At 56.1% G+C, this 20,509-nt stretch carries 17 protein-coding genes and 2 tRNA genes; 12 read left to right on the top strand and 7 right to left on the bottom strand.

Annotated features, from left to right (window positions below):
• Positions 1 to 40: 40 nt before the first annotated feature.
• The gene (locus BD01_RS09650; protein ID WP_042692462.1) at positions 41 to 367 is read left to right on the top strand and encodes a transcriptional regulator; all 327 of its coding nucleotides are present in this window, start codon (positions 41 to 43) and stop codon (positions 365 to 367) included.
• On the opposite strand, the gene BD01_RS09645 is transcribed toward BD01_RS09650, so the two are convergent.
• The 4 genes from BD01_RS09645 to BD01_RS09630 all read right to left on the bottom strand — a co-directional run bounded on the left by BD01_RS09645 (position 354) and on the right by BD01_RS09630 (position 4,319).
• Positions 354 to 2,024 carry a DUF4910 domain-containing protein gene (locus tag BD01_RS09645; RefSeq protein ID WP_042692459.1) on the bottom strand — a complete coding sequence of 557 codons (1,671 nt, stop codon included), beginning with the start codon at positions 2,022 to 2,024 and terminating at the stop codon, positions 354 to 356. The genes BD01_RS09650 and BD01_RS09645 overlap by 14 nt on opposite strands.
• Before the next feature lie 40 nt (positions 2,025 to 2,064).
• Positions 2,065 to 2,490 carry a hypothetical protein gene (locus tag BD01_RS09640; protein WP_042692457.1) on the bottom strand — a complete coding sequence of 142 codons (426 nt, stop codon included), beginning with the start codon at positions 2,488 to 2,490 and terminating at the stop codon, positions 2,065 to 2,067.
• Positions 2,487 to 3,200, bottom strand: coding sequence for an RAD55 family ATPase (locus BD01_RS09635; RefSeq protein WP_042692453.1), 714 nt, complete (start codon positions 3,198 to 3,200; stop codon positions 2,487 to 2,489). The genes BD01_RS09640 and BD01_RS09635 overlap by 4 nt, the downstream gene beginning before the upstream one ends.
• Positions 3,201 to 3,263: 63 nt before the next feature.
• Positions 3,264 to 4,319, bottom strand: coding sequence for a glycosyltransferase (locus BD01_RS09630; protein WP_042693341.1), 1,056 nt, complete (start codon positions 4,317 to 4,319; stop codon positions 3,264 to 3,266).
• A 66-nt stretch (positions 4,320 to 4,385) separates the two neighbouring features.
• Between BD01_RS09630 and BD01_RS09625 the strand changes: the two genes are divergently transcribed.
• Positions 4,386 to 4,463: transfer RNA gene (locus BD01_RS09625), tRNA-Pro, on the top strand.
• Between the two features lie 568 nt (positions 4,464 to 5,031).
• On the opposite strand, the gene BD01_RS09620 is transcribed toward BD01_RS09625, so the two are convergent.
• Positions 5,032 to 5,109, bottom strand: a tRNA-Lys gene (locus tag BD01_RS09620).
• A gap of 108 nt (positions 5,110 to 5,217) precedes the next feature.
• On the opposite strand from BD01_RS09620, the gene BD01_RS09615 reads away from it, so the two are divergent.
• From BD01_RS09615 to BD01_RS09600, 4 genes are all read left to right on the top strand, one after another.
• Positions 5,218 to 6,342, top strand: a complete 1,125-nt coding sequence (locus BD01_RS09615; protein ID WP_042692451.1) for a tungsten cofactor oxidoreductase radical SAM maturase — start codon at positions 5,218 to 5,220, stop codon at positions 6,340 to 6,342.
• A 111-nt stretch (positions 6,343 to 6,453) separates the two neighbouring features.
• Entirely contained in the window at positions 6,454 to 8,271 is a 1,818-nt protein-coding gene (locus BD01_RS09610; protein WP_042692450.1) for an aldehyde ferredoxin oxidoreductase family protein, read from the top strand.
• 273 nt (positions 8,272 to 8,544) lie between these two features.
• Positions 8,545 to 10,545 carry a S8 family serine peptidase gene (locus tag BD01_RS09605; protein ID WP_042692448.1) on the top strand — a complete coding sequence of 667 codons (2,001 nt, stop codon included), beginning with the start codon at positions 8,545 to 8,547 and terminating at the stop codon, positions 10,543 to 10,545.
• Positions 10,546 to 10,584: 39 nt separating this feature from the next.
• On the top strand, positions 10,585 to 12,327 hold the full coding sequence (locus tag BD01_RS09600; protein WP_042692445.1) for a prenyltransferase/squalene oxidase repeat-containing protein: 1,743 nt from the start codon (positions 10,585 to 10,587) through the stop codon (positions 12,325 to 12,327).
• A 72-nt stretch (positions 12,328 to 12,399) separates the two neighbouring features.
• On the opposite strand, the gene bpsA is transcribed toward BD01_RS09600, so the two are convergent.
• Entirely contained in the window at positions 12,400 to 13,455 is a 1,056-nt protein-coding gene (gene bpsA / locus BD01_RS09595) for a N(4)-bis(aminopropyl)spermidine synthase (protein WP_042692442.1), read from the bottom strand.
• Positions 13,456 to 13,605: 150 nt separating this feature from the next.
• On the opposite strand from bpsA, the gene BD01_RS09590 reads away from it, so the two are divergent.
• From BD01_RS09590 to BD01_RS09575, 4 genes are all read left to right on the top strand, one after another.
• Complete coding sequence (locus tag BD01_RS09590; RefSeq protein ID WP_245599233.1) at positions 13,606 to 14,526, top strand: PDDEXK family nuclease; 921 nt, start codon at positions 13,606 to 13,608, stop codon at positions 14,524 to 14,526.
• On the top strand, positions 14,527 to 15,261 hold the full coding sequence (locus BD01_RS09585; RefSeq protein WP_042692440.1) for an ATPase: 735 nt from the start codon (positions 14,527 to 14,529) through the stop codon (positions 15,259 to 15,261).
• A gap of 60 nt (positions 15,262 to 15,321) precedes the next feature.
• Positions 15,322 to 15,852, top strand: a complete 531-nt coding sequence (locus BD01_RS09580; protein WP_042692438.1) for a metal-sulfur cluster assembly factor — start codon at positions 15,322 to 15,324, stop codon at positions 15,850 to 15,852.
• Between the two features lie 131 nt (positions 15,853 to 15,983).
• Positions 15,984 to 16,187, top strand: coding sequence for a ferredoxin (locus BD01_RS09575; RefSeq protein ID WP_042692436.1), 204 nt, complete (start codon positions 15,984 to 15,986; stop codon positions 16,185 to 16,187).
• A gap of 71 nt (positions 16,188 to 16,258) precedes the next feature.
• On the opposite strand, the gene BD01_RS09570 is transcribed toward BD01_RS09575, so the two are convergent.
• Complete coding sequence (locus BD01_RS09570; RefSeq protein WP_042692433.1) at positions 16,259 to 17,431, bottom strand: nicotinate phosphoribosyltransferase; 1,173 nt, start codon at positions 17,429 to 17,431, stop codon at positions 16,259 to 16,261.
• A 105-nt stretch (positions 17,432 to 17,536) separates the two neighbouring features.
• On the opposite strand from BD01_RS09570, the gene BD01_RS09565 reads away from it, so the two are divergent.
• Positions 17,537 to 19,873, top strand: a complete 2,337-nt coding sequence (locus BD01_RS09565; RefSeq protein ID WP_042692430.1) for an efflux RND transporter permease subunit — start codon at positions 17,537 to 17,539, stop codon at positions 19,871 to 19,873.
• A 57-nt stretch (positions 19,874 to 19,930) separates the two neighbouring features.
• Positions 19,931 to 20,482: a TetR/AcrR family transcriptional regulator gene (locus BD01_RS09560; protein WP_042692429.1), complete on the top strand. Its 552-nt coding sequence runs from the start codon at positions 19,931 to 19,933 to the stop codon at positions 20,480 to 20,482.
• Positions 20,483 to 20,509 lie beyond the last annotated feature (27 nt).

Here is a 20,509-nt window from a genome sequence, read left to right as displayed (position 1 = left end):
ACAAAGAACTTCATAGGTGAGAACATTAGTGGTGAGAGAGATGAGCGACGTCTACGAGAGGCTCGAAACCCTGCTCCGCTCCCTGGGAGTCAAGAAAACCGAGCTCAGAATCTACCGCCTGCTCCTGGAGAAGAAGAGACCGATGCGCGTTACTGAGATAGTCAAGGAGCTCGGCATAAGCGAGCGCTCCGTTCGGGAGCACGTCCTCAGCCTTTACCGCAGGGGAATGCTCAGGAGGGAGCTAATACAGCAGGGCTGGCTCGGCTACACCTACACCGCCGTTTCCCCGAGCGAGCTCCTTGAGAACCTCAAGAGGCACATCCTTGAGAGGATAAACGAAATAGAGAAGGAGCTCAGGAAAGAGTGACGATTTTCGCTCCCTCAAGGACACTGACGAGTCTTTCAAGCTTTTCTTTATCCGCTCTGCCGTACTCCTCCTCAAGGGCTTTGAAGGCCCTCTCCTTCGGCAGCAGCTCCGAGAGCATGAGCAGTTCGTGAAGCTGGGCGTAGACCTTCCTGTCCTCTGTGAGCTTCTTGAACTCCTCGGCGTTGCCACCGTTCCGCCTAATCAGCCTCTCGTTGAGGATTCCCCTGAGCTTCCACTCGAGCCAAGGTTCGCTCTCAAACTCATAACCGAGCTCAAAGCCGAGGAACTTTGAATCCCTCGCGAGGCCCCTCATTACGAGTCTCTCGCTCTCCTCCGTCTCGGTGTTCATTGAAACCTCTCCGAGGACCTTCATGGCGTAGCCCCTCGCGAAGCGCCTCAGCTTCTCCCTGTCCTCCTTTGCCAGAGTAAGAGCCGCCGCCAGAACCGCGTTTCCGATTATCGCGATTGTCTCAAGGCCCACCTTCTCAACGGTGTCCCCGCTCGAGTGATAAACCCTGTCAGGCCAAGTTATCGGCATCGTTCCGGGAACACCGAAGAAGTTAAAGATGTCGTGGTCGCTCCCCATCTCGTAGGGATAAGCTTTGAAGGCCATCGCCGGAAGCTCGCTTCCCGAGAAGCTCTTCCCCCTCCTGTTGGTCAGCCCGATGAAGTGTTCGAGCAGGCCGGAAACAATGGAGAAGCGTGAGAATGGCGTTCTGACGAGCATCAGCGTTGAGCCGCTCCTGTCGGAACTTCCCGCAACCATGTCGAGGTTTACGTTGGCGTAGAATTCCTCAGGGTTCACCCTTTCAAAGAAGGCCTGCGTGCCGTGGTACTCGGGAATCCAGAGGAAGGCGAAGCCGAAGCGGAAGGAGTCATTATAGGCCTCGCTGAGCTTCCTCGCGAGTTCTATGAGCATCGCGCTCCCGCTCGCGTTGTCGTTGGCCCCGGGCTTGGGGTGGCAGATGTGGGCCGAGAAGACGATGTAAGGGGCTTCTCCGATTGTAGCGTAGAGCATCGGGAGGTATTCTCTTTCAGGAGTTTCCACCTGGACGGAAACGCTTACCTCAACGCCACCTTTAAGGGATTTTGAAATCATATCCTTTGCCACGCTCTCAGGAACTGCCAGCGCGGGAATCTTCGCCCACTCAAGGTCGTCCCTCGTCAGGAACAGGCCGATGTAGGGATAGAACTCGCCGGTTCCCTCGCGGTAGGCTATGAAGGCCTTGGCGCCGGCCTCGTTGGCCCTTTTATAGGCGTCTCTCCAGTTCCTCCCAACAAGGACGATTTTCCCCTCGGCCTTCTCCCAGTCCTCGTCGCGGAAAACCGGCAGGAGTTCGGCCTTGGCCTCTCCATCGGGTGAGTGGGCCATTATAAGGAGCGGGCTTTCCTCCGTCGTCAGCTTCCTCTCGCCGTAGGACAGCTCCCCGCGAACGGGGTTCCAAGCTATTGGTGAGGCCAGCGTCCCGTGCCAGGTTTTTCCGTCGTAGGCGGAACGTAAAAGCCTGTTCTCAACGCCGAGCTCATCGAGCCTCTCTTTAATCATCTCGACGCTCTCAACGAGCTCCCGCGAGCCCTGAATCCTGTGGAACTCCGCTATCTCAGAAATCTCCTTCAGAACGCGCTCCGGGCTGAGCCGGACGTCGGGCAACTTCATGAAGACCACCGTATTAACGTGGAGAAGAAACTATAAAAGGCTAATCCCCGAGCCGGAGCATCTTCGGTGGCTCGAGGTGCTTAAGGGTATCCAAAAGCTCCGGAGGCATCGTGAGCTTCGTGCTCTGAAGGAACTCAACGTACTCGCGCTCGAGTTCGGAGGATTCCTCCGGTCGGGCGCTGGCCACTACAGAAACGGCGCGCTTTGGCCGGGGTTTTGCCTCCTCCCGTTCGACCTTTGCCACGAGGCTTTCGTAAAGCTTCTCCTCCCTGTCCCGCTTCCCGAGCTCCTTCCCTCTCCTGTAGGCGTCTTTGACGAGCTCGTAGATGCCGAGTTCTTCAGCCCTCTGATAGAGCTCCTCCCTCTTCTGCCTCACCCACTCCGCCCACTCGCTGTGGCCCCTGAAGCCAACGAAGTAGCCGAACTGATATGCCTCCTTCAGGAGGTTCTTTTTCTCCTCGGTCATAGCGGGGCCTCCGGATAGACCCTTATTCCGTCTGTCGTGAAGCGAAGCCTCTTCAGGTTGCTGTCGTGCGGAACGCCGCGCATCTTGAGTATCTGGAGCGCCCTGACCATCTGGTAGTTGCGCATGAAGTGGTGGAGCACTATCACCCCATCGGCAAGGTAGTACTCGTCTGTGTACTTTTCAGAGCTGAGCATCTCGGCGAGGAGAAGGGTCGTGACCTCAAGGGAGCGGAGGAGCCTGACGAACCTTCCGAGGGCCTTTTTCTTTCCCGCAGGGTCGCTGACGAATGACTCGAAGAGGCTGAATGAGTCAATAACAACGCGCTTGGCCTTCTCACGCTTGATAATCTCGATGAGGAGCTTGAAAAGCTCGTCCCAGGTGAGCTCGCGGTTCGTGCTCAGCAGAATCTCGCCGAGGTCGTAGAAGGCTATCCTCTTGGACTGGAAGTGCTCAAGGATTCCGAAGTTGTAGCGAAGCATGTCGCGCAGGATAACGTCCTGGGTCTCAAAGAGCGATATGAAGAGACCCTTCTCGTCGTTGTTGGCACCCTCGACGAGGAACTGTATTCCAAGGGTAGTCTTACCGCTACCCGGTGGCCCTGTAATCAGGTAAACCCTGCCCGGCAGGAAGCCGCCGCCGATTAAGTTGTCGAGCCCCGGGACGCCCGTTGGCAGTCTGTCGAGTCCCTTGAGTAGCTCGCCTACGTACATTTTCCGCGCACCCCCGTAAAATTAGAGAAAAGCCAGTATTAAAGGTTAACCATCGTGGAACGTTCAACCCCACGTGACGTGCCTGTTGACGGCGAAGCGGACGACGAAGGAGGCACCGATGCCTATCAGGTTGGCTATGAGGTAGTGCAGGCCGAGCCACACGAGGGGCACGTATATCGCCCACTGGACAACGGCGCCGGTCAAGGCCGCGACGTGGAAGCTGACAAGTCTCTTCCAGAGGGGCTTTCTCTTGAGGTCTTTGAATGTCCACAGGTCGTTCCACAGGAAGTTGTTGAGTATCGCGAGCTCCGTTGCAGGGATGTTGGCAACGTAGCGGTTGAGGCCGAGGTGAACGAAGAGCCAGAGGAAGCCCTCGTTGACGAGGACTCCGGAGAGACCCACGAGCGAGAACTTTATCAGCCTGTCGAGCTCGCCCTCCCAGCGCATGAGCCGGTAGAGGTGTCTGAGGTAGTTCAGCATCGTCTTCCCGCTCAGCTTGCTCTCGCCGGCCTTCCTCAGGCCGAAGACGAAGGGAACCTCCACAACCTTCCGGTAGTTGCCCTTGATTAGAATCTCCATGAGGATTTTGAAGCCAACCGGGTTCAGCTCAACGCCCTCTACAACCTCCCGCCTGAGGGCAAAGAAACCGCTCACGGGGTCTTTAACGTCCCGGATTTTGGGGAGGGCGAGGCGGCCGAGCATTATGGCGCCCTTCGAGATGAGCTTTCTGTACCAGTACCAGTTCTTAACACCGCCCCCTGGAACGTATCTGCTGGCTATCGCGATGTCAGCACCTTCCTCTATCGCCTTCAGAAGCTCGGGGATGACTTCAGGAGGGTGCTGTAAATCCGCATCCATCACGACGAAAACGTCGCCTGTTGCTTCCTTAAACCCCCTTATTACAGCGGATGAGAGGCCCTTCTCGTCGGTTCTCCTGATTACCTTAACGGGATAATCCTTCGAGAGCTCCTCGGCGAGCTTCCAGGTTTCGTCGGGAGAGTCGTCGTCAACTACGATTATCTCGTAATCGTAGCCTTTTAGCGCCTTTGAAATCCTCTCGAAGAGCTCGGGAAGGTTATCGCGCTCGTTGTACGTTGGGACGATGACGCTGACCTTCACTCCACACACCCCGCCGTAGTAGTCCGTAAACTTTATAAGCCCTGCGAAGTCCTTAAGAGCGGGCATGGGGCCGTGGGGTAGCTTGGTCTATCCTTCCGGCTTCGGGAGCCGGAGACCCGAGTTCAAATCTCGGCGGCCCCACCATTGCAGCCCTTTCTGACGAAAGCGCTGGCGGAAGTTGATGTGCCTTTTTGAAATTCAACAATTGTGGGGGAGTTTCTTTTGATTTGCTCTTTGGTGAGTGTTTCACTCTGAGAAGGCGTCCGAAGGACGCCAAAAATGAGTTGAAACTAGTTCAAGGGGCTCCTTTAATGCTAAACTCGTGTTGAATTTCCCAATTCGAGAGTGCACGAGTGACTTCTTGCTCTTTGGGGAGAAGGGCACTTGTTTGGTCAAGCTTTCTTAAAGCTTGTTCGCCTACGCGAAGTTTGACCAAGGTTCGTGATTCCTCTTTAAGGTTTCTTTGCAGGGGATTTTAAAATCGACGGGTATTTGAGATATTGAATCCACTGGACTAAGGCATTTTCACCCGGGTTCTGCTTGAACCGCGCTCCAAAGGAGCGCAAAAAAGGCTTGAACCCATCTACAAAGGCGCACTCAAATGAATTCACTCTCCAAAGAAGCAAACTCAAAAAGAAATCCACTCAAAGAACAGCAACTCAAAGAGAGAATCACAAACTTTGATGAAACTTTTGCTTGGCAAAAGTTTCGATGGCGGGCCGGGCGGGATTCGAACCCGCGGCCACGGGGTTAAAAGCCCCGCGCTCTAACCAGGCTGAGCTACCGGCCCATCCCGACGGGATAACTGGGGGAGCCCTTATAAGCTTTGCTCCTTACCCACTTCTGCCCACCAACCGTTATAAGCGGTTCCGCTTAACCCCTCCCTTAGGTGTCGAATATGGAGAACTACCACCTTTTCGATTTGTCGGACTACAAGGTTCTAATCCCCAAGAAGCCGGACATCCACTACCTCTACATAGAGATAACCAACCGCTGTAACCTTCGCTGTGAGATGTGCTTCAAGCAGTACTGGGACGACCCCGAGGGCGACATGGACTGGGAGCTGTTCCTCAAGATTCTCGACGACGCCGAAGAGCTTCCCGAGCTCGAAATGATTTACTTCGGCGGAATCGGAGAGCCGACCGTTCATCCGCGCTTCATGGACATGGCGCGAGAGGTCAAAAAGCGCGGTTTCGCCCTTGGAATAAGCACCAACGGCTTCCTCCTCACCGACAAGCGCATCGAAGAGCTGGTGAAGCTCGGCCTCGACCTCATATACTTCTCCATTGACTCCGTGCCGACTCAGCCGGTTGACATCGGCCACATAAAGCCAGACTACACCAGCTCGCGCATAAGGAAGATTCAGGAGGTAAAGAAGAAGCTCGGAAGCGACGTTCCCCACATCGGCGTCGAGGTGGTTGCGACCAAGGAGAACTACAAGGAACTGCCCGAGATAGCTCACTACGTCGGTTCCCTCGGCGTTGACACTTTGCTCATCTCAAACCTGATTCCAATCACCAAGGAGCACGCGGAGCTGATAGTCTACGACGGTTCCGTTGACATGAAGCCCATCGTTGACAAGCTGGAAGCGATATATCACGGCTACCTCCACAAGATAGCCGAGTTCTCCCTGAGGACAGAGAGAAAGTGCGAGTTCGTTGACAAAAAGGTGGCCGTCGTCCGCTGGGATGGCGAAGTTGCTCCCTGCTACCGCTTCCTCCACACCTATCCCGAGATAGTCTTCGGCAGGGAGAAGAAGGTCTACGCTCACTCCTTCGGCAACGTCCGCGAGAAGAGCCTGGCGGAGATATGGACGAGCAGGGAATACAGCTGGTTCCGCTACGTTGTCAAAAACGCCCTCTATCCGAGCTGCACCGACTGCCCGCTGAACGAGTCCTGCTCCTTCGTGCAGGACACCAACTACGACTGCTGGGGCAACACGCCGAGCTGTGCGGACTGTCTTTGGGCAAGGAGAATAGTGCTCTGCCCGATTCCGGAGAAGGGTATGAAGGGCTTCTGGTAGTTAAACAGATGTGCTTTCGATGTCCATTCTTGTTCCCTTTTTTTGCTTTCGTCAAGTTTATTAGCATCAATGTACAAAAATGATTCACAAAGCGTTTGGAGGCATCGAAGTATGTACGCCTACTGGGGTAAGATTCTGAGGGTGAACCTGACCGATGGAACCATAAAGGAAGAGCACTTCGATGAGAAGTTCGCCAAGAAGTGGCTCGGCACGAGGGGATTCGGCATATACTACCTCCTCAAGGAGATGGACCCGACCGTTGACCCGTTCAGTCCAGATAACAAGATGATTTTTGCCACCGGTCCGTTGACCGGAACCACCGCTCCAACGGGCGGAAGGTACATGGTGATAACCAAGAGCCCGCTGACGGGATACATTGCAATGGCCAACTCCGGCGGCTTCTTCGGAGCGGAGCTCAAGTTCGCGGGCTGGGACGCGATAATAGTTGAAGGCGCTTCCGACCACCCGGTTTACATCTACATCAACGACGAGAGCGTAGAGATTCGCGACGCTAGCCACCTCTGGGGCAAGACCTCAAGCGAGACAGAGGCGGCCCTCAAGGAGGAGATAGGCGACAAGCGCATACGTGCGGCCCTCATAGGACCTGCCGGCGAAAACCTCGTCCGCTTTGCCGCTGTGATGAACGACGAGCACCGTGCCGCCGGTAGGGGTGGCGTTGGAGCGGTCATGGGAAGCAAGAAGCTTAAAGCGATAGTCGTCCGCGGTCACAAGCGCGTTGAAGTTGCCGACAGGGCGAAGTTCACGAGCGTCGTCAAGGAGAAGACCGACAAGCTCAGGAACGACCCAACTGCCGGCGGTGGACTGCCCAAGTACGGAACAGCAGTTCTCGTCAACATAATCAACCAGAACGGCCTTTACCCGACGAGGAACTTCCAGTACAGCCAGTTCGAGTACGCGGAGGAGCAGAGCGGTGAAGCTATGGCCGCCAAGTACCTCGTCAGAAACAAGCCCTGTTACGCCTGTCCAATCGGCTGTGGAAGGGTTAACAGGCTTCCAACGCTCGGCATCACCGAGGGACCGGAGTACGAGAGCATCTGGGCTTTGGGAGCTCACAACGGCATAAACGACCTCGCGAGCATCATCGAGGCCAACCACCTTGCCGATGAGTACGGTATGGACACCATAAGCCTCGGTGGAACTTTGGCAACTGCCATGGAGCTCTACGAGAAGGGCCTGCTCAAGCAGGAGGACCTCGGCGAGGACGCTCCGCCCTTCAGGTGGGGCAACACGGAGGTGCTCCACTACTACATCGAGAAGATTGCCAAGAGAGAGGGCTTCGGTGACAAGCTGGCCGAGGGTGGCTACAGGCTCGCCGAGATGTACAACGGCGTCGAGTACTTCATGGGTGTCAAGAAGCAGGAGCTTCCGGCTTACGACCCGCGTGGAGCCGAGGGCCACGGTCTCGGTTACGCCACCAACAACCGCGGTGGCTGTCACATCAAGCAGTACATGATTAGCCCCGAGATTCTCGGCTACCCGTACAAGATGGACCCGCACGACATAAGCGACGAGAAGGTCAAGATGGTCATACTCTTCCAGGACCTTACAGCGCTCATCGACGCCGCCGGTCTGTGTGTCTTCACCACCTTCGGTCTCGGTGCCGACGACTACCGCGACATGCTCAACGCGGCCCTCGGCTGGGACCTCTCGACCGAGGAGTACCTCAAGATAGGCGAGCGCATCTGGAACGCCGAGAGGCTGTTCAACCTGAAAGCGGGCCTTGACCCGCTCAAGGAGGACACCCTGCCGAAGAGGCTCCTCGAGGAGCCCGTCAAGAACGGACCGAACAAGGGCCACGTCGTCAGGCTCCACCTGATGCTTCCGAAGTACTACAAGTTCCGCGGCTGGACCGAGGACGGCAAGATACCTGAGGAGAAGCTCAAGGAGCTCGGCCTGGACGAGTTGTAATTTTTCCAATTTGTTACATATTCTTTTTTGCTTTGATTACTCCGCACGAGGGCATGTTGTTTCTTTTGGCTTGAATCTGAGTCGATTTTGTAGAATATTCATCGGTTATACCGTGCATTTAGTTACGGATTTTTGCAATAGTGTGACCAATACATGTACATTGAGCCAATGTACTGATACGAAAAGTATATTGTTGCGCAAAGTTTTTAACTAAAGACCATTCAACGTCTAGGATGCCCATATAATGGGCATACTGTACAAGGAGGTGCCACCATGAAGAAGTGGGGTATGGTAGTGGTTGCACTGCTACTTGTTGGTTTAATGGCGGGTAGCGTCTTTGCCGCGCCTTCCAAGCCGGTACCAGTTAGGAACACCTATCAGGAGAAGAACTACGGTCTCCTCACACCTGGCCTCTTTAAGAAGGTTCAGAACATGGACTGGAACAAGGAGGTCAACGTAGTCATAATGTTCGACAACAGCTACGACCAGAGGAAGGCGGTTCAGGTTCTCAAGCTTATGGGCACTAAAATAAAGTACAAGTACAACGTCATACCCGCAGTAGCGGTCAAGCTCAAGGTTCATGACCTTCTTCTCATCGCGGGCATGATTGATACGGGCTTCTTCGGCAACAGCCAGATGTCTGGAATCAAGTTCATCCAGGAGGACTACAAGGTTCAGGTAGCCGTTGATACAGAGGGTCTTGACGAATCCGCCGCCCAGGTTATGGCCACCAACATGTGGAACCTCGGCTACGATGGCTCAGGAATAACCATAGCCATCATAGACACCGGTATCGACGCCTCCCACCCCGACCTTCAGGGCAAGGTCATCGGCTGGAAGGACTTCGTCAACGGAAAAACTACCCCCTATGACGACCAGGGCCACGGAACCCACGTCGCCAGCATAGCGGCCGGAACCGGTGCCGCAAGCAACGGAAAGTACAAGGGAATGGCCCCTGGAGCGAAGCTCGTCGGCATTAAGGTTCTCGGTGCCGACGGCTCGGGAAGCATATCCGACATAATAGCAGGTGTTGACTGGGCCGTCGAGAACAAGGACAAGTACGGAATCAAGGTCATCAACCTCTCACTCGGCTCAAGCCAGAGTTCCGACGGTACCGACTCCCTCAGCCAGGCCGTCAACAACGCCTGGGATGCGGGAATAGTCGTCTGTGTTGCCGCCGGAAACAGCGGGCCTGACAAGTACACCGTTGGTTCCCCTGCCGCGGCCAGCAAGGTTATCACAGTCGGCGCCGTTGACAAGAACGACGTTATAACCGACTTCTCCAGCAGGGGTCCCACCGCCGATGGAAGGCTCAAGCCCGAGGTCGTCGCTCCGGGCAACTGGATTATCGCCGCGCGTGCCAGCGGAACCCAGCTCACCGACGTCACCATAGGCGACTACTACGTTGCCGCTCCGGGAACTTCGATGGCCACCCCGCACGTCGCTGGAATCTCCGCCCTCATCCTCCAGGCCCACCCGAGCTGGACTCCTGACCAAGTCAAGAAGGCCCTCATTGAGACCGCAGACATAGTCAAGCCCGACGAGATTGCCGACATCGCATACGGTGCCGGTAGGGTCAACGCCTACAAGGCTGCCCACTACGACAGCTACGCCAAGCTCACCTTCACCGGCTACGTTGCAGACAAGGGAAGCGCAACCCACCAGTTCACCATAAGCGGAGCCTCCTTCGTCACCGCGACCCTCTACTGGGACAACTCCAAGAGCGACCTCGACCTCTATCTCTACGACCCGAACGGCAACCAGGTGGACTACTCCTACACCGCCTACTACGGCTTCGAAAAGGTCGGCTACTACAACCCGAGCGCTGGAACCTGGACGCTCAAGGTCGTCAGCTACTCCGGAAGCGCCAACTACCAGGTTGACGTCGTCAGCGACGGTAGCCTTGGCCAGCCGAGCAGCGGTGACAACGGAGGAACCGAGCCCGCGCCACAGCCCGAGCCGCAGCCAACCGTCGATGAGAAGACCTTCACCGGAAGCGTCAGCTACCACGACTACAACGTCCACCAGATGACCGTTAACAGCGGTGCCACCAAGATAACCGGCGACCTCAGCGGAAGCAGCTACGACGACCTCGACCTCTATCTCTACGACCCGAACAAGAACCTCGTTGACCGCTCCGAGAACTACGGCTCAAGCGAGCACGTTGAGTACAGCAACCCCGCTCCGGGAACCTGGTACTTCCTCGTCTATGCCTACAACACCTACTACTGGACCGCCAGCTACCAGCTCGACGTTAAGGTCTACTACGGTTGATTTTTAACTCCATTCTCCCTCTTTTTCTGGGGTGGTTCCATGAGGAAGAAGGTTCTGGCAGTGGTTTTCATCCTCGCGCTCATGGCGTCATCCGTTCCCGCGAGCGCTAAAATCCAGCCCTACGTTTACACCCCAACGGTTCCCGAGACCGCCTTTGCCGTTCTGGCCCTCTATGAAACCGCCGATTATGCGCGCGTTCTTGAGGGATGCGAGTGGCTCATGGCGCTGAGAACTCCCTTTGACTCCTGGGGATACAAGTACGGGGAAGAGCACGAGGCCAAGTACACGGCCATGGCCATGATGGCGCTGATGAGGGGAGAGAGGATAGCGAGGGGCAGGTACAACTCAACGATAAACAGCGCCGCCTACTGGCTTATCTACAAGCAGAACCCCGACGGCTCATGGGAGGACTACCTAGGAACGTCACTGGCGGTTCTGGCCCTCAAGGAGTTCCTGAAGGGAAACTACATCAACGACAAACTCATCGGTTTCAAGAAGCAGGTACAGGAAGCGATAAGCAGGGGCGAGGGCTACCTCCTCTCGGCAAAGCCAGAGAACGACGTTGAAAGGATTTTTGGTTACCTCGCCCTAGGGGACACGGAGGACCTCGAAAAGATGAAGGTCGAGGGAAGGCTGAAAGCCTATCGGGCCTTTGCTCTGGCCTACTTGGGTAAAAGGGTGGAACTGGATGACGACTTCAACGACACGCTCTCAATTGCAATGGCCCTCTACGCAACTGGAAACGAGAAATACCGGAAGGAGCTCATCGAAAGGGAGCACTTTGGCTTCTGGGGAACCCTGCACTACCGCGTTCTCGACCTCCTGAGCGTTTCAAAGGTCAACGGTTTTTCGGAGATGAGAACAATCGCGTGCCCCTACCTTCAGAAAATCACGCCCGGAAGCAACTGGGAGGAGGTTGTACTCGCGGACTACTACTTAACCTGCAACAGAACTCCTTCACTGCCCTCAAACCTCTCCGGTCTGCTTCCCTGGCAGGTGGCCGAGCTCGCGAGGGTCAAATCCCTTCTCGGCGAGGATTACAGTGAAGAGGTCAGCTACCTCCTCTCAACCGAGAGAGACGGGGTGTGGAGGGACTTCTACAACACCGAGTACGTCGTCTGGGTTTTCAAAGGGTTAAACGTGAGCTACAACTACAGCTCCTCGCTCCGCTACCTCAGCGAGAACCTTACATGGATGCTCGAAACCACCGAGGCGAAGACCGGGAACCCGGTTTACTACAACGTGCCCACCTACTACTTCGCCTACGCGGTGATTGTCTTCAAAGAGTTCGGAATGGAAAGAGAGCTGAACGAGACCCTCAAAATCCTGAAGGATAGACAGTATCCCAACGGGGCCTTTCCATACACCCAGGGCTCGATAGCAGGTATAACCTCCACGGCCAAGGTTCTCTGGGCCCTCCAGGAGGCAGACCTAACCGAAACTGAGATATACGAGAGGGGCACCGCGTTCCTAAGGTCGCTTCTCTACGCCGATATTCCAGAGCCCGAAACCAACGGAACGGCGGTCGTTCTTGCGAACGCAACGTTCCTGCTCATTAAGAACTCGACCTACCTCGGCAACACCACGGGAAGGGTATGCACAAACGGTCTGGACGGCTACGTCGTGATTTATCCCTCAAAAAGCCCTCTCACAGTAATGGCCAGGGAGGTAAACGGCTTCAAAGCAGTTGCCAGGGAAAACGGGAGAAGCATTAACTACGTTTACATTGCCCTCGCAGGTGCACTCCTCCTGGTCGCGATAGCGGTCTGGAAGAAGCGCTGAGTTTTTGCCTTTCGTTTCCAATTTGTTGATTCTGCATAAAAGCAACTTCCAGAAAAGAGAATTAAAGGAAAATCAGGTTGTAGAAGCCTCTTCGTCGTTGTAGAGCTCGTCGCCGACGGTAATCCTCTCCTCGAAGCCCTTCGAGCCCTCAAGGGTCTGAATCCTGAACATGTAGCTCTTGTACCAGTTGTAGGACGGCTTGACCTTGACGGGGAGGAGCTTCCAGGCGCGCGTTTCCTCCTCGTAGCCCCAGTTGACGTACTCGTTGAAGTTCCTGATGATGTCAGTTATGACGACGTTGAACTCGTTGAGGAGCAAGCGCTGAATCTCGCGCCACTTGTCGAGGGAGCTCTCGCGCCTCGTTATGCCGAAGTAGCCGGCGCAACCGGGGCCCTTGAGGGTCGCGATTCCCCTTCCGACGAAGGCCCTTATTGCGTCAACGGTTTCGGGCGGGTCGGTGATGAAGGTGTCGAACTTGTGGAGCGCGTAGTCGGGAAGTGGCTCGCGAAGGTCGAAGGTGAATATTTCGATGTCGGAATAGCCGAGCTCGTCAGCAGTCTTCTCGATGAACTTCATGAGCCTCTCGTCAATGTCGAGGACCGCTATCCTCTTGGGGAGGCCCGAGAGCATCAGAGCAACGCTCGTGAGGTCGTCGTCGCCCAGAACAAAGACCTCCTTGTTCTCAAGGTCACCCCTGCTGTGCATCAGAGCGACTCTCGCGACGGTCGTCTCCGGGGTGACGTAGGCCTGGTCGAAGTCGTGCTTCGGCTGGGGCCTGTCCTTGACTATCTCCTTGAACTGCTCGAGCAGGTCGCTGAACGCTGAAAGCTCGACGGTCTTGCCCTCGCAGTGGGAGCAGGTGTAGTCCCTCCTCGGCCCGATTCCGTACTTCTCGACAAGCTGTTTACCGCTCTCGGTGAGAATGACGTTCGGGCCGTCAAAGGCTATGTGGCCGAGCTCGTGGAGCGCCTCAAGAACCGCCACGACGAGCGGGAGCGGTTCCTCGCTGAGGTCCACGATGCGCCACACGTCACTGCTGGCCTGAATCGCCGAAAGGACGTTCTCTATCGTCCTCTCGTAAACGGGGATGCTCGTTCTGGCCTTAACCCTCTCAACTATCTCCCTCATTTTGAATCCCTCCAGAAGGATTTTTGGTTCGTGAACGGGGTTAGTAAGGGCCTCTTTTAAGGTTTTCCCGTGAACGTGAAAGTTTTAACCAATACCCTCGCCTTCATGTTTGGTGAGAGGATGTCATACTTCCTCATCTCGGTCGCGACGATGGAGAACCTTGAAAAATGCACTCAGATGAACGTTGCAGGGTTCACAAGTAGCGTAAACGGGTACTGGGCCTTTGTCGATATTGATGTTGGGGACTACGTCTCGTTCCTGCACGGAGCGAAGGTTTACAACCTCTATCGCGTGAAAAAGAAAGTCGCAATTGAGAACCCCGACGAAGTCGGCCCCTGGGAGCCGATAAAACTGCCCTCTGGGAGGGTGTATTCTTTCCCCTTCAGGCTCCTGCTGACGCCCCTCCGTGAGCTTTCCGAGTCAATGATAAGACCGGAGTTTTCTTACGTAGCTGAAAACCTTCTGTTGAGAGGAGGGTATAGAAAGACTCATTTCCAGGCCGATGAGGTAACACTCTACAACGTTTCGGGAATGGGAATCCCAGTGAGCGAAGAATTTCAACATGAAACCTCAAAATGGAAAGCGTTCATGCCAAAAATCACCTTTTCACGGGAACTCATAGACCCACCGAGGGTTTTCCCGATGAGGGAAGTCCTCCTCCAGTCCCTCCTTCGAAAGGCCATTGAGCGGAATTTTCTGGATGGGCTTTTGGAGACGTTTAAAATAGACGGGAACCCGGAGGATTTTGAGGTTCTCGGCGAAAAGGCTCTCCCCTCCGGGCATGTGGACCTCCTGATAAAGCCCAAACACCCCCTCGGCAGGGCTCCGAGGATTCTTGTGGAAGTAAAGCTCGGAAGCGCCGGAAAAGAAGACTTGAAACAGCTGAAGGCGTACATAAAGGAAAGCGGCCCCGAGACTGTGGGGGGAGTGCTGATTGTCAAATCCTTCAAGAAGAACATCGAGGAAGAGCCCGATATCAAATTCTGGAGTTACGGGTTTGGGAATATCACGAGAGAAGCAACTTACACCTACGAAGAACTGCTCGGGAAAATACGGCTGGAGGAGGTTTAAATGCTCACCCCCACCCAAGACCCTGTCAAGCGCTACCGCCTCTGCTACAACCTTGAAGCCCTCGAGCGCGTGAGGGAAGCGATAGGCGAGAGCGCGTATTCCAGGCTGAGGGAGCTCGTCCTCTTCCGCCTCGAAGGAAGAGACTTCGAAAGGACTCCCACTGATGCCAAGGTCGCTGTGGCCTTCTCCGCTGGCTCCGACAGCACGGCAACGCTGAAAATCCTCCGCTGGGCAGGCTTTGACGTCGTTCCAGTAACCGCGAAACTGCCCCAGATGGGCGAAAAAACCCTCCAAAAGGTTCGTTCCGAGAACGCAGTACTCGTCGAGGTGCCGGGTTACGAGGAGACGATGCGGGAGCTGATTGAGAAAGGGGCACCAATCTGCGGCCGCTGTCACTCAATGGTCATGGAAGCGGTTGAGCGGAAGGCGAGGGAGCTTGGCGTGAGAATCCTTGCGACGGGCGACATGCTGAGTTCAGGTTTGATTTCGATTTACGAAAAGAACGGCATCGTTATCCTTAACTTTCCCGCCTTTCTCGCCCTCGACAAGGGAGAGATTATCGAGATAATCGGGCCTTACAGGCTGAGCTTCGGCTGTCCCCTTCTCTGGGAGCTGTTTAGGAGGGCGCCTTCGACCAAGCGTTTGGCCATCCAGAGGATTCTGAGGGAGACGCGGGCGAGGGCGTTGAGCCCCGAAATGGCCGTCGAGCTGATGAGGGACGTCCTCCTCCGTTAGTTCACAACTTTGGCCCAAAAGGTTTAAATGTGTAGTTCTTAAGTTGGAGCGGTGGTGAGTATGGTCACGAAGGAAGAGGTTGAGAAGGTCGTGAAATCGGTCGTTGACGAGAAGTTCATCCGCTCAATCGAAGTTGACGATAAGGGCAACGTCACGGTTACTCTTGCAAAGGACACCCCCGATATAGACAACGTTCTCATAAAGCTCCACTCCGAGCTCGGAAAGCTCGAGGGGGTCGGCTTGATAACCATCAACCGCGAGAGGGAAGTGAAGGAAGCGGGCGACGTCAAGATAACCGAGGAGATGATACTTGAGAAGCTCAAGGAGGTCATAGACCCCGAGATTGGAATAGACGTCGTCAACCTCGGCCTCATCTACGAGGTGAAGGTTAACCCCGACAACACCGTTTACGTCAAAATGACGATGACGACCCCCGGCTGTCCGCTGACAATGTGGATTCTCAGGGCAGTTGAGGACAAAATCCTTGAGATTCCGGGCGTTAAGGATGCCGAGATTGAACTTACCTTCGACCCGCCGTGGACGCCGGACAGAATCAGCCCGGAGTACAAGAAGAGGCTGGGCCTTTACTGACCCATCCTGCCTTTTCCTGTTCATCGTCGCTTTCTTTCGCTTCCCTTTCCACAGACTATCGTTTCAAACCGTCGGTTTTAGGAACGAAAAGTTTATATTCGTCCGAGCGCACTTAAGCCCGGTGATGTGCCATGGCGTGGAAGGTTACCGTCGACCAGGACACCTGCATTGGTGACGCCATCTGTGCCAGCCTCTGCCCGGACGTTTTCGAGATGAACGACGAGGGCAAGGCTGTTCCGGTTGTCGAGGTTATCGAGGACGAGAACCTCTACAACTGCGCCAAGGAGGCCATGGAGGCCTGCCCTGTTAGCGCTATCAGCATTGAGGAGGCCTGAAGGCCTCTCTTTCCTATTCCTTGTCGGACTTTTCTGCGAGCTATCTGAAAAACAAGATATTGGAGAGGAGCTCATTCAAGGCTCAGTTTGAACTTCTCGGCCTGCTCGAGGACGTACTCCCTTATCTCCCTTGCCTTCGGGAGCTCGGCCACTATCTCACCGTTCTCGATGAGGGGCTGGAGAAGCGGCTCAACCTTGGCGCCGCAGACTGGACAGCGTTCGAGCTTTTTATCGGCCGGAACGCGGTGGTAGTGGCCGTTCTCACAGCGATAGACCTGTTTCCTCCCGCTCAGCTTCCCGCGCTTCGTTATCGGCTTCCCTTCAACCTCAACGATGTCGAGCGAGAAGTCTACCGGCTTTGCGCTCGCTATGGCAGAACCGACGCCGAAGGCGTCTGCCACGTCAACAATTTCCTTTATGCTCTCCTCGTTCAGCCCACCGCTCACGAAAATCTTCACCCAGTCGTAGCCCCTTAAGTTGAGCTCCCAGCGGACCTCCTCGATTATCTTTCTGAAGTTGCCCCTCCTCGAGCCCGGAGTGTCAAGCCTAACCGCAGTTAATCTCTCGCCCAGAGCCTCGGCCGCCATCAGCGCCTCGAACTTCTCGTCGCAGAGCGTGTCAACGAGGGCTGTCCTCGGTACTTCGGGCTCGACGACCTCGTCGAAGTACTTCCAGGCCTTCACCTGGTCACCGACTGTGAGTATTAACGCGTGGGGCATAGTTCCAACGGGCTTCTCCCCTATCATCTCCGCTCCTAGGACGCCGCTAACGCCGTCGCAGCCGCCTATGAAGGCCGCTCTGTCAATCATCGGCGCTATGGCCGGGTGCATGTGCCTTATTCCGAATGAGTAAACCGGCTTGAAGTTGGCCGCTATCTTGATTCTCAGGGCGGCCGTCGCTATCCCGCTCGCCTGGCTGAGCATTCCGAGTAGGGCCGTTTCATAGACTCCGAACTCCTCGTAGTAGCCTTCAATTTGGAGAACCGGCTCGTAGGGGTGGAATATAGTGCCCTCTCTCATCGCGTAGACGTTCACCGGCAGACCTTCGAGGAGCTTCGCGACCTCCTCAATTCCCGCGAGAACGCCCCACTTCCATCCCTTGGGGAGGGAAGTCGTGGTGACGTCGGCGAAAACCTTCCTGTGGATTCCCTTCTCGGTCAGTATCTTCTTCGTTCGAATGAAGTAAACGTCCGTCGTCTTTCCAGCCTTTATATCCTCCTCGTGGGCGATGTAGAAGTTCCTCATCGGTCTCACCTGAAATGGACTTCTCACGAACCGATTTAAGGGTTTCCAGAGAAAAGCTTATAAGGTTGCAAACCGACCGGTCGGTAGGTAAAGGGGGTGAACCGGATGGGCTTTGCAGACCTCGTGGTTGAGAAGCCGAAGAGAACGATTGCAGTAATTCTGCTCGTCACGCTGGTCTTCATGGCCTTCGCCTCGCAGCTCAAGGAGGAAACGAGCCTGAACGCTTTATTTCCCAACTACCCGGAGGTGAAGGCCCTTGAGAAGATTCAAAGGGACTTCGGCAATGTGGAGCCAGTTGTGGTCGTTTTCAGGGGGAGCAACGTGCTGACACCTGAGTACTTCTCCAAAACGGCCGAACTGACGGAGAAAATAATGGACGGCAGTGCGGGGGAATTCCTCATTGAGCCGAAGGAAAACGCCGTGACGTCCCTTCCCGCGGTTCTCGCATCTTACAGGCTCGCGAAGGAGGGAGTAAGCCCCACCCCGGACCGGGTTCTCGAGGAGATGCGCTCCTTCAAAACGGCCGCCGAAATCCGCGAGACGCTGAGGGAGTTCCTGAGCGACCCCTCTGTCCCGGAGCAGATGAAGGATTACGCCCTCTCGCTCCTCCCCAGGGACTTCAACCGGGAAAGGATGGAGAGCCCCTCAATGGCAATCTACGTCCTCCTCAACGCGAGCTACCCGGAGGACGAGCTTGAAAAGGCCGAGCTCGAGATAGAGGGCGACGCCCTCTCGGTTGACAACGACTCCCTCACCTACGGGTTCCACCTGATGAACTACTACTACGTCAAGACCGAGGAGCGCCTCGCGCCCGCCTTCCTGCTCGCCCTTGTCCTAATCCTCGCCCTCATGTACCTGAACTTCAGGAGCCTCGGGGACGTTGCCATATCGCTCATCACGCTGTTCCTCGCGGTGGTGTGGACGTTCGGCCTCGCGGGCGCGCTCGGCTGGAAGCTGGACCTCATGGCAGGCATGGTGCCGATTCTCGTCCTCGGCCTCGGCATAGACTTCTCCTTCCACGTCCTCATGGGCTACCGCGAGAAGCTGAACCTCGGACCGAAGGATGCCATGAAGGCCGTGCTCTCGACCGTCGGCGTGGCTCTCCTCCTTGCTATGGTCACGACCGTCGTCGGCTTCTCCTCAAACGCCATCTCAAGCCTCCCGAGCATGAGGCGCTTCGGGTTCCTCTCGGCCTTTGCAATCCTCTCGGTCTTCGTTCTCAACGTGACGTTCGTTCCGGCCCTTAAGGTCCTCCGCCCTTCCGCTCCCCCCGCGCGAAGGAAGGGACGGGCCCGCCTTGCCATCGGGGCGCTCTCGGACAAACGGTTCGCGGGCCTGCTCGTCATCTCTGCTTTCCTTGTGGCGGCGGTTGGCTGGTCCCTCGGCCTCGGAATGAAGGCCTCGTACAACCCCACAGGTGAGCTCGCGAAGGACCTGCGCGTTACAAAGGCCTACGAGCTCCTGAACAGCAAATTCGACATCGGGACCGAGAGGGTCTACGTCCGCGTTGATGGGAACCTGACGGACCCAGCCCTCTGGAGGAGGCTCCAGATTGCCGTGCAGAGAATGGCCGACGACAGGTACGTGGTCAAATCCGGCGGAAAACCGGCCGTTGAGTGGCTCCTGAGTGCGCTACCCATAATTGCCGCCGAGAACCCGGGGGTCAGTAAAGCCTACGCCCTCGTTGATAGGAACGGGGACGGCTGGATTGACTCAAACGTGACACCCCGCGAGCTCGAGGAGTTTCTGAAGGAGGCATACGAGACAAGAACAGGGCGCTTTTACCTTCACGAGAGCAACGGACACTTTGACGGCCTTCTCCTCGTCGTCCCCTCAAGGACGGACTTCGGCTACCACGGGAAGGAGCTCCTGAGGGAGCTGAGGGAGGACTTCAGGGGGCTGAACGCCACGATAACCGGCGACCCGATAATATGGGCCAAGGGGCTCGACGACATGAGGAACGCCATGATTCTCTCAATCCTCCTGTGTCTGGCCTTTACCCTAACCGTACTGCCCGTTTCGTTCGCCGTTGCGCACCGCGCCCCCCTGGAAGGGCTCCTCGCGGCGCTCGTCCCCCTCGCGGTCCTCGGCTGGCTCTTCGCCACGATGAAGCTCCTCAACATCCCGCTCAACGCGATGACGGCCATGGTAGGTGCGATAATAGTCGGAATAGGCATAGACTACCCAATCCACGTCGCCAACCGCTGGGTCATCGAGAGAAGGACAGGAAAAGGGTTCCGGGAGGCCTACTCGACTGCGGTCTCAACCGCGGGCAGGGAGGTGCTCTACTCGGCGCTGACGACGCTGATAGCCTTTGGAGTCCTCGTCACAATCCCCATACCTGTAGTGACCCAGTTCGCGGCGACCGTGCTGTTCGGCCTCGTCTACAGCTTCCTCGGGGCCGTGGTTCTCCTGCCGGCCATGGTGAGGCTCCTCCGGTGATTTCATTTTTTCACAAAGTATTTTTAGGTGGCCCACCAAGGAAGGCCGGGGGATGGCATGGCGAGGGACACGCGGACGAGGATAATCGAAGCTGCCCTTGAGCTCTTCAGCGAACGCTCATACCATGAGGTATCGGTCGAGGAGATAGCCAGAAAAGCCGGCGTCTCAAAGGGAGGGCTCTTCCACCACTTCCCGAGCAAGTACGAGCTCGCTAAGGCCGTTTTCTTCCACTACCTCACCCAGTGGGAGCGGGAGCTCGGGGAGGTCATGGAAAAAGCCGATGGCCCCGAGGAGAGGCTCCGGGTGCTGGTCGGAGCGATGTTCGACTTCGTGAGCCAGAACCAGAAGCTCTACCGGTTCTTCCTTGAGTTCTACGAGGAGAGCCTGAAGCGGGGCGAGTGGGAGGAGGAGTGGCGCGAGATGGCCGAGAGGTACCTTGAGATGATTGAAGGCCTCCTCCGCGATGCCGGCGTAGAAAACCCGCGGGTAAGGGCCTTCCTTCTCGTCTCACTCATAGACGGCTTCGCCTTCGACTACCTTTTCCTCGACGGAAACGTCTCCGTGGAGGAGGCGAAGAGGGAGACCCTCAGGATGGTGCTGTGCCGATAGTGTTTAGAGCCCCTGTGCCGTATTACA

The organism is Thermococcus nautili (genome assembly GCF_000585495.1).
Taxonomy (GTDB): Archaea; Methanobacteriota_B; Thermococci; order Thermococcales; family Thermococcaceae; genus Thermococcus; species Thermococcus nautili.
This window is presented reverse-complemented; position numbering and strand designations above follow the sequence as displayed.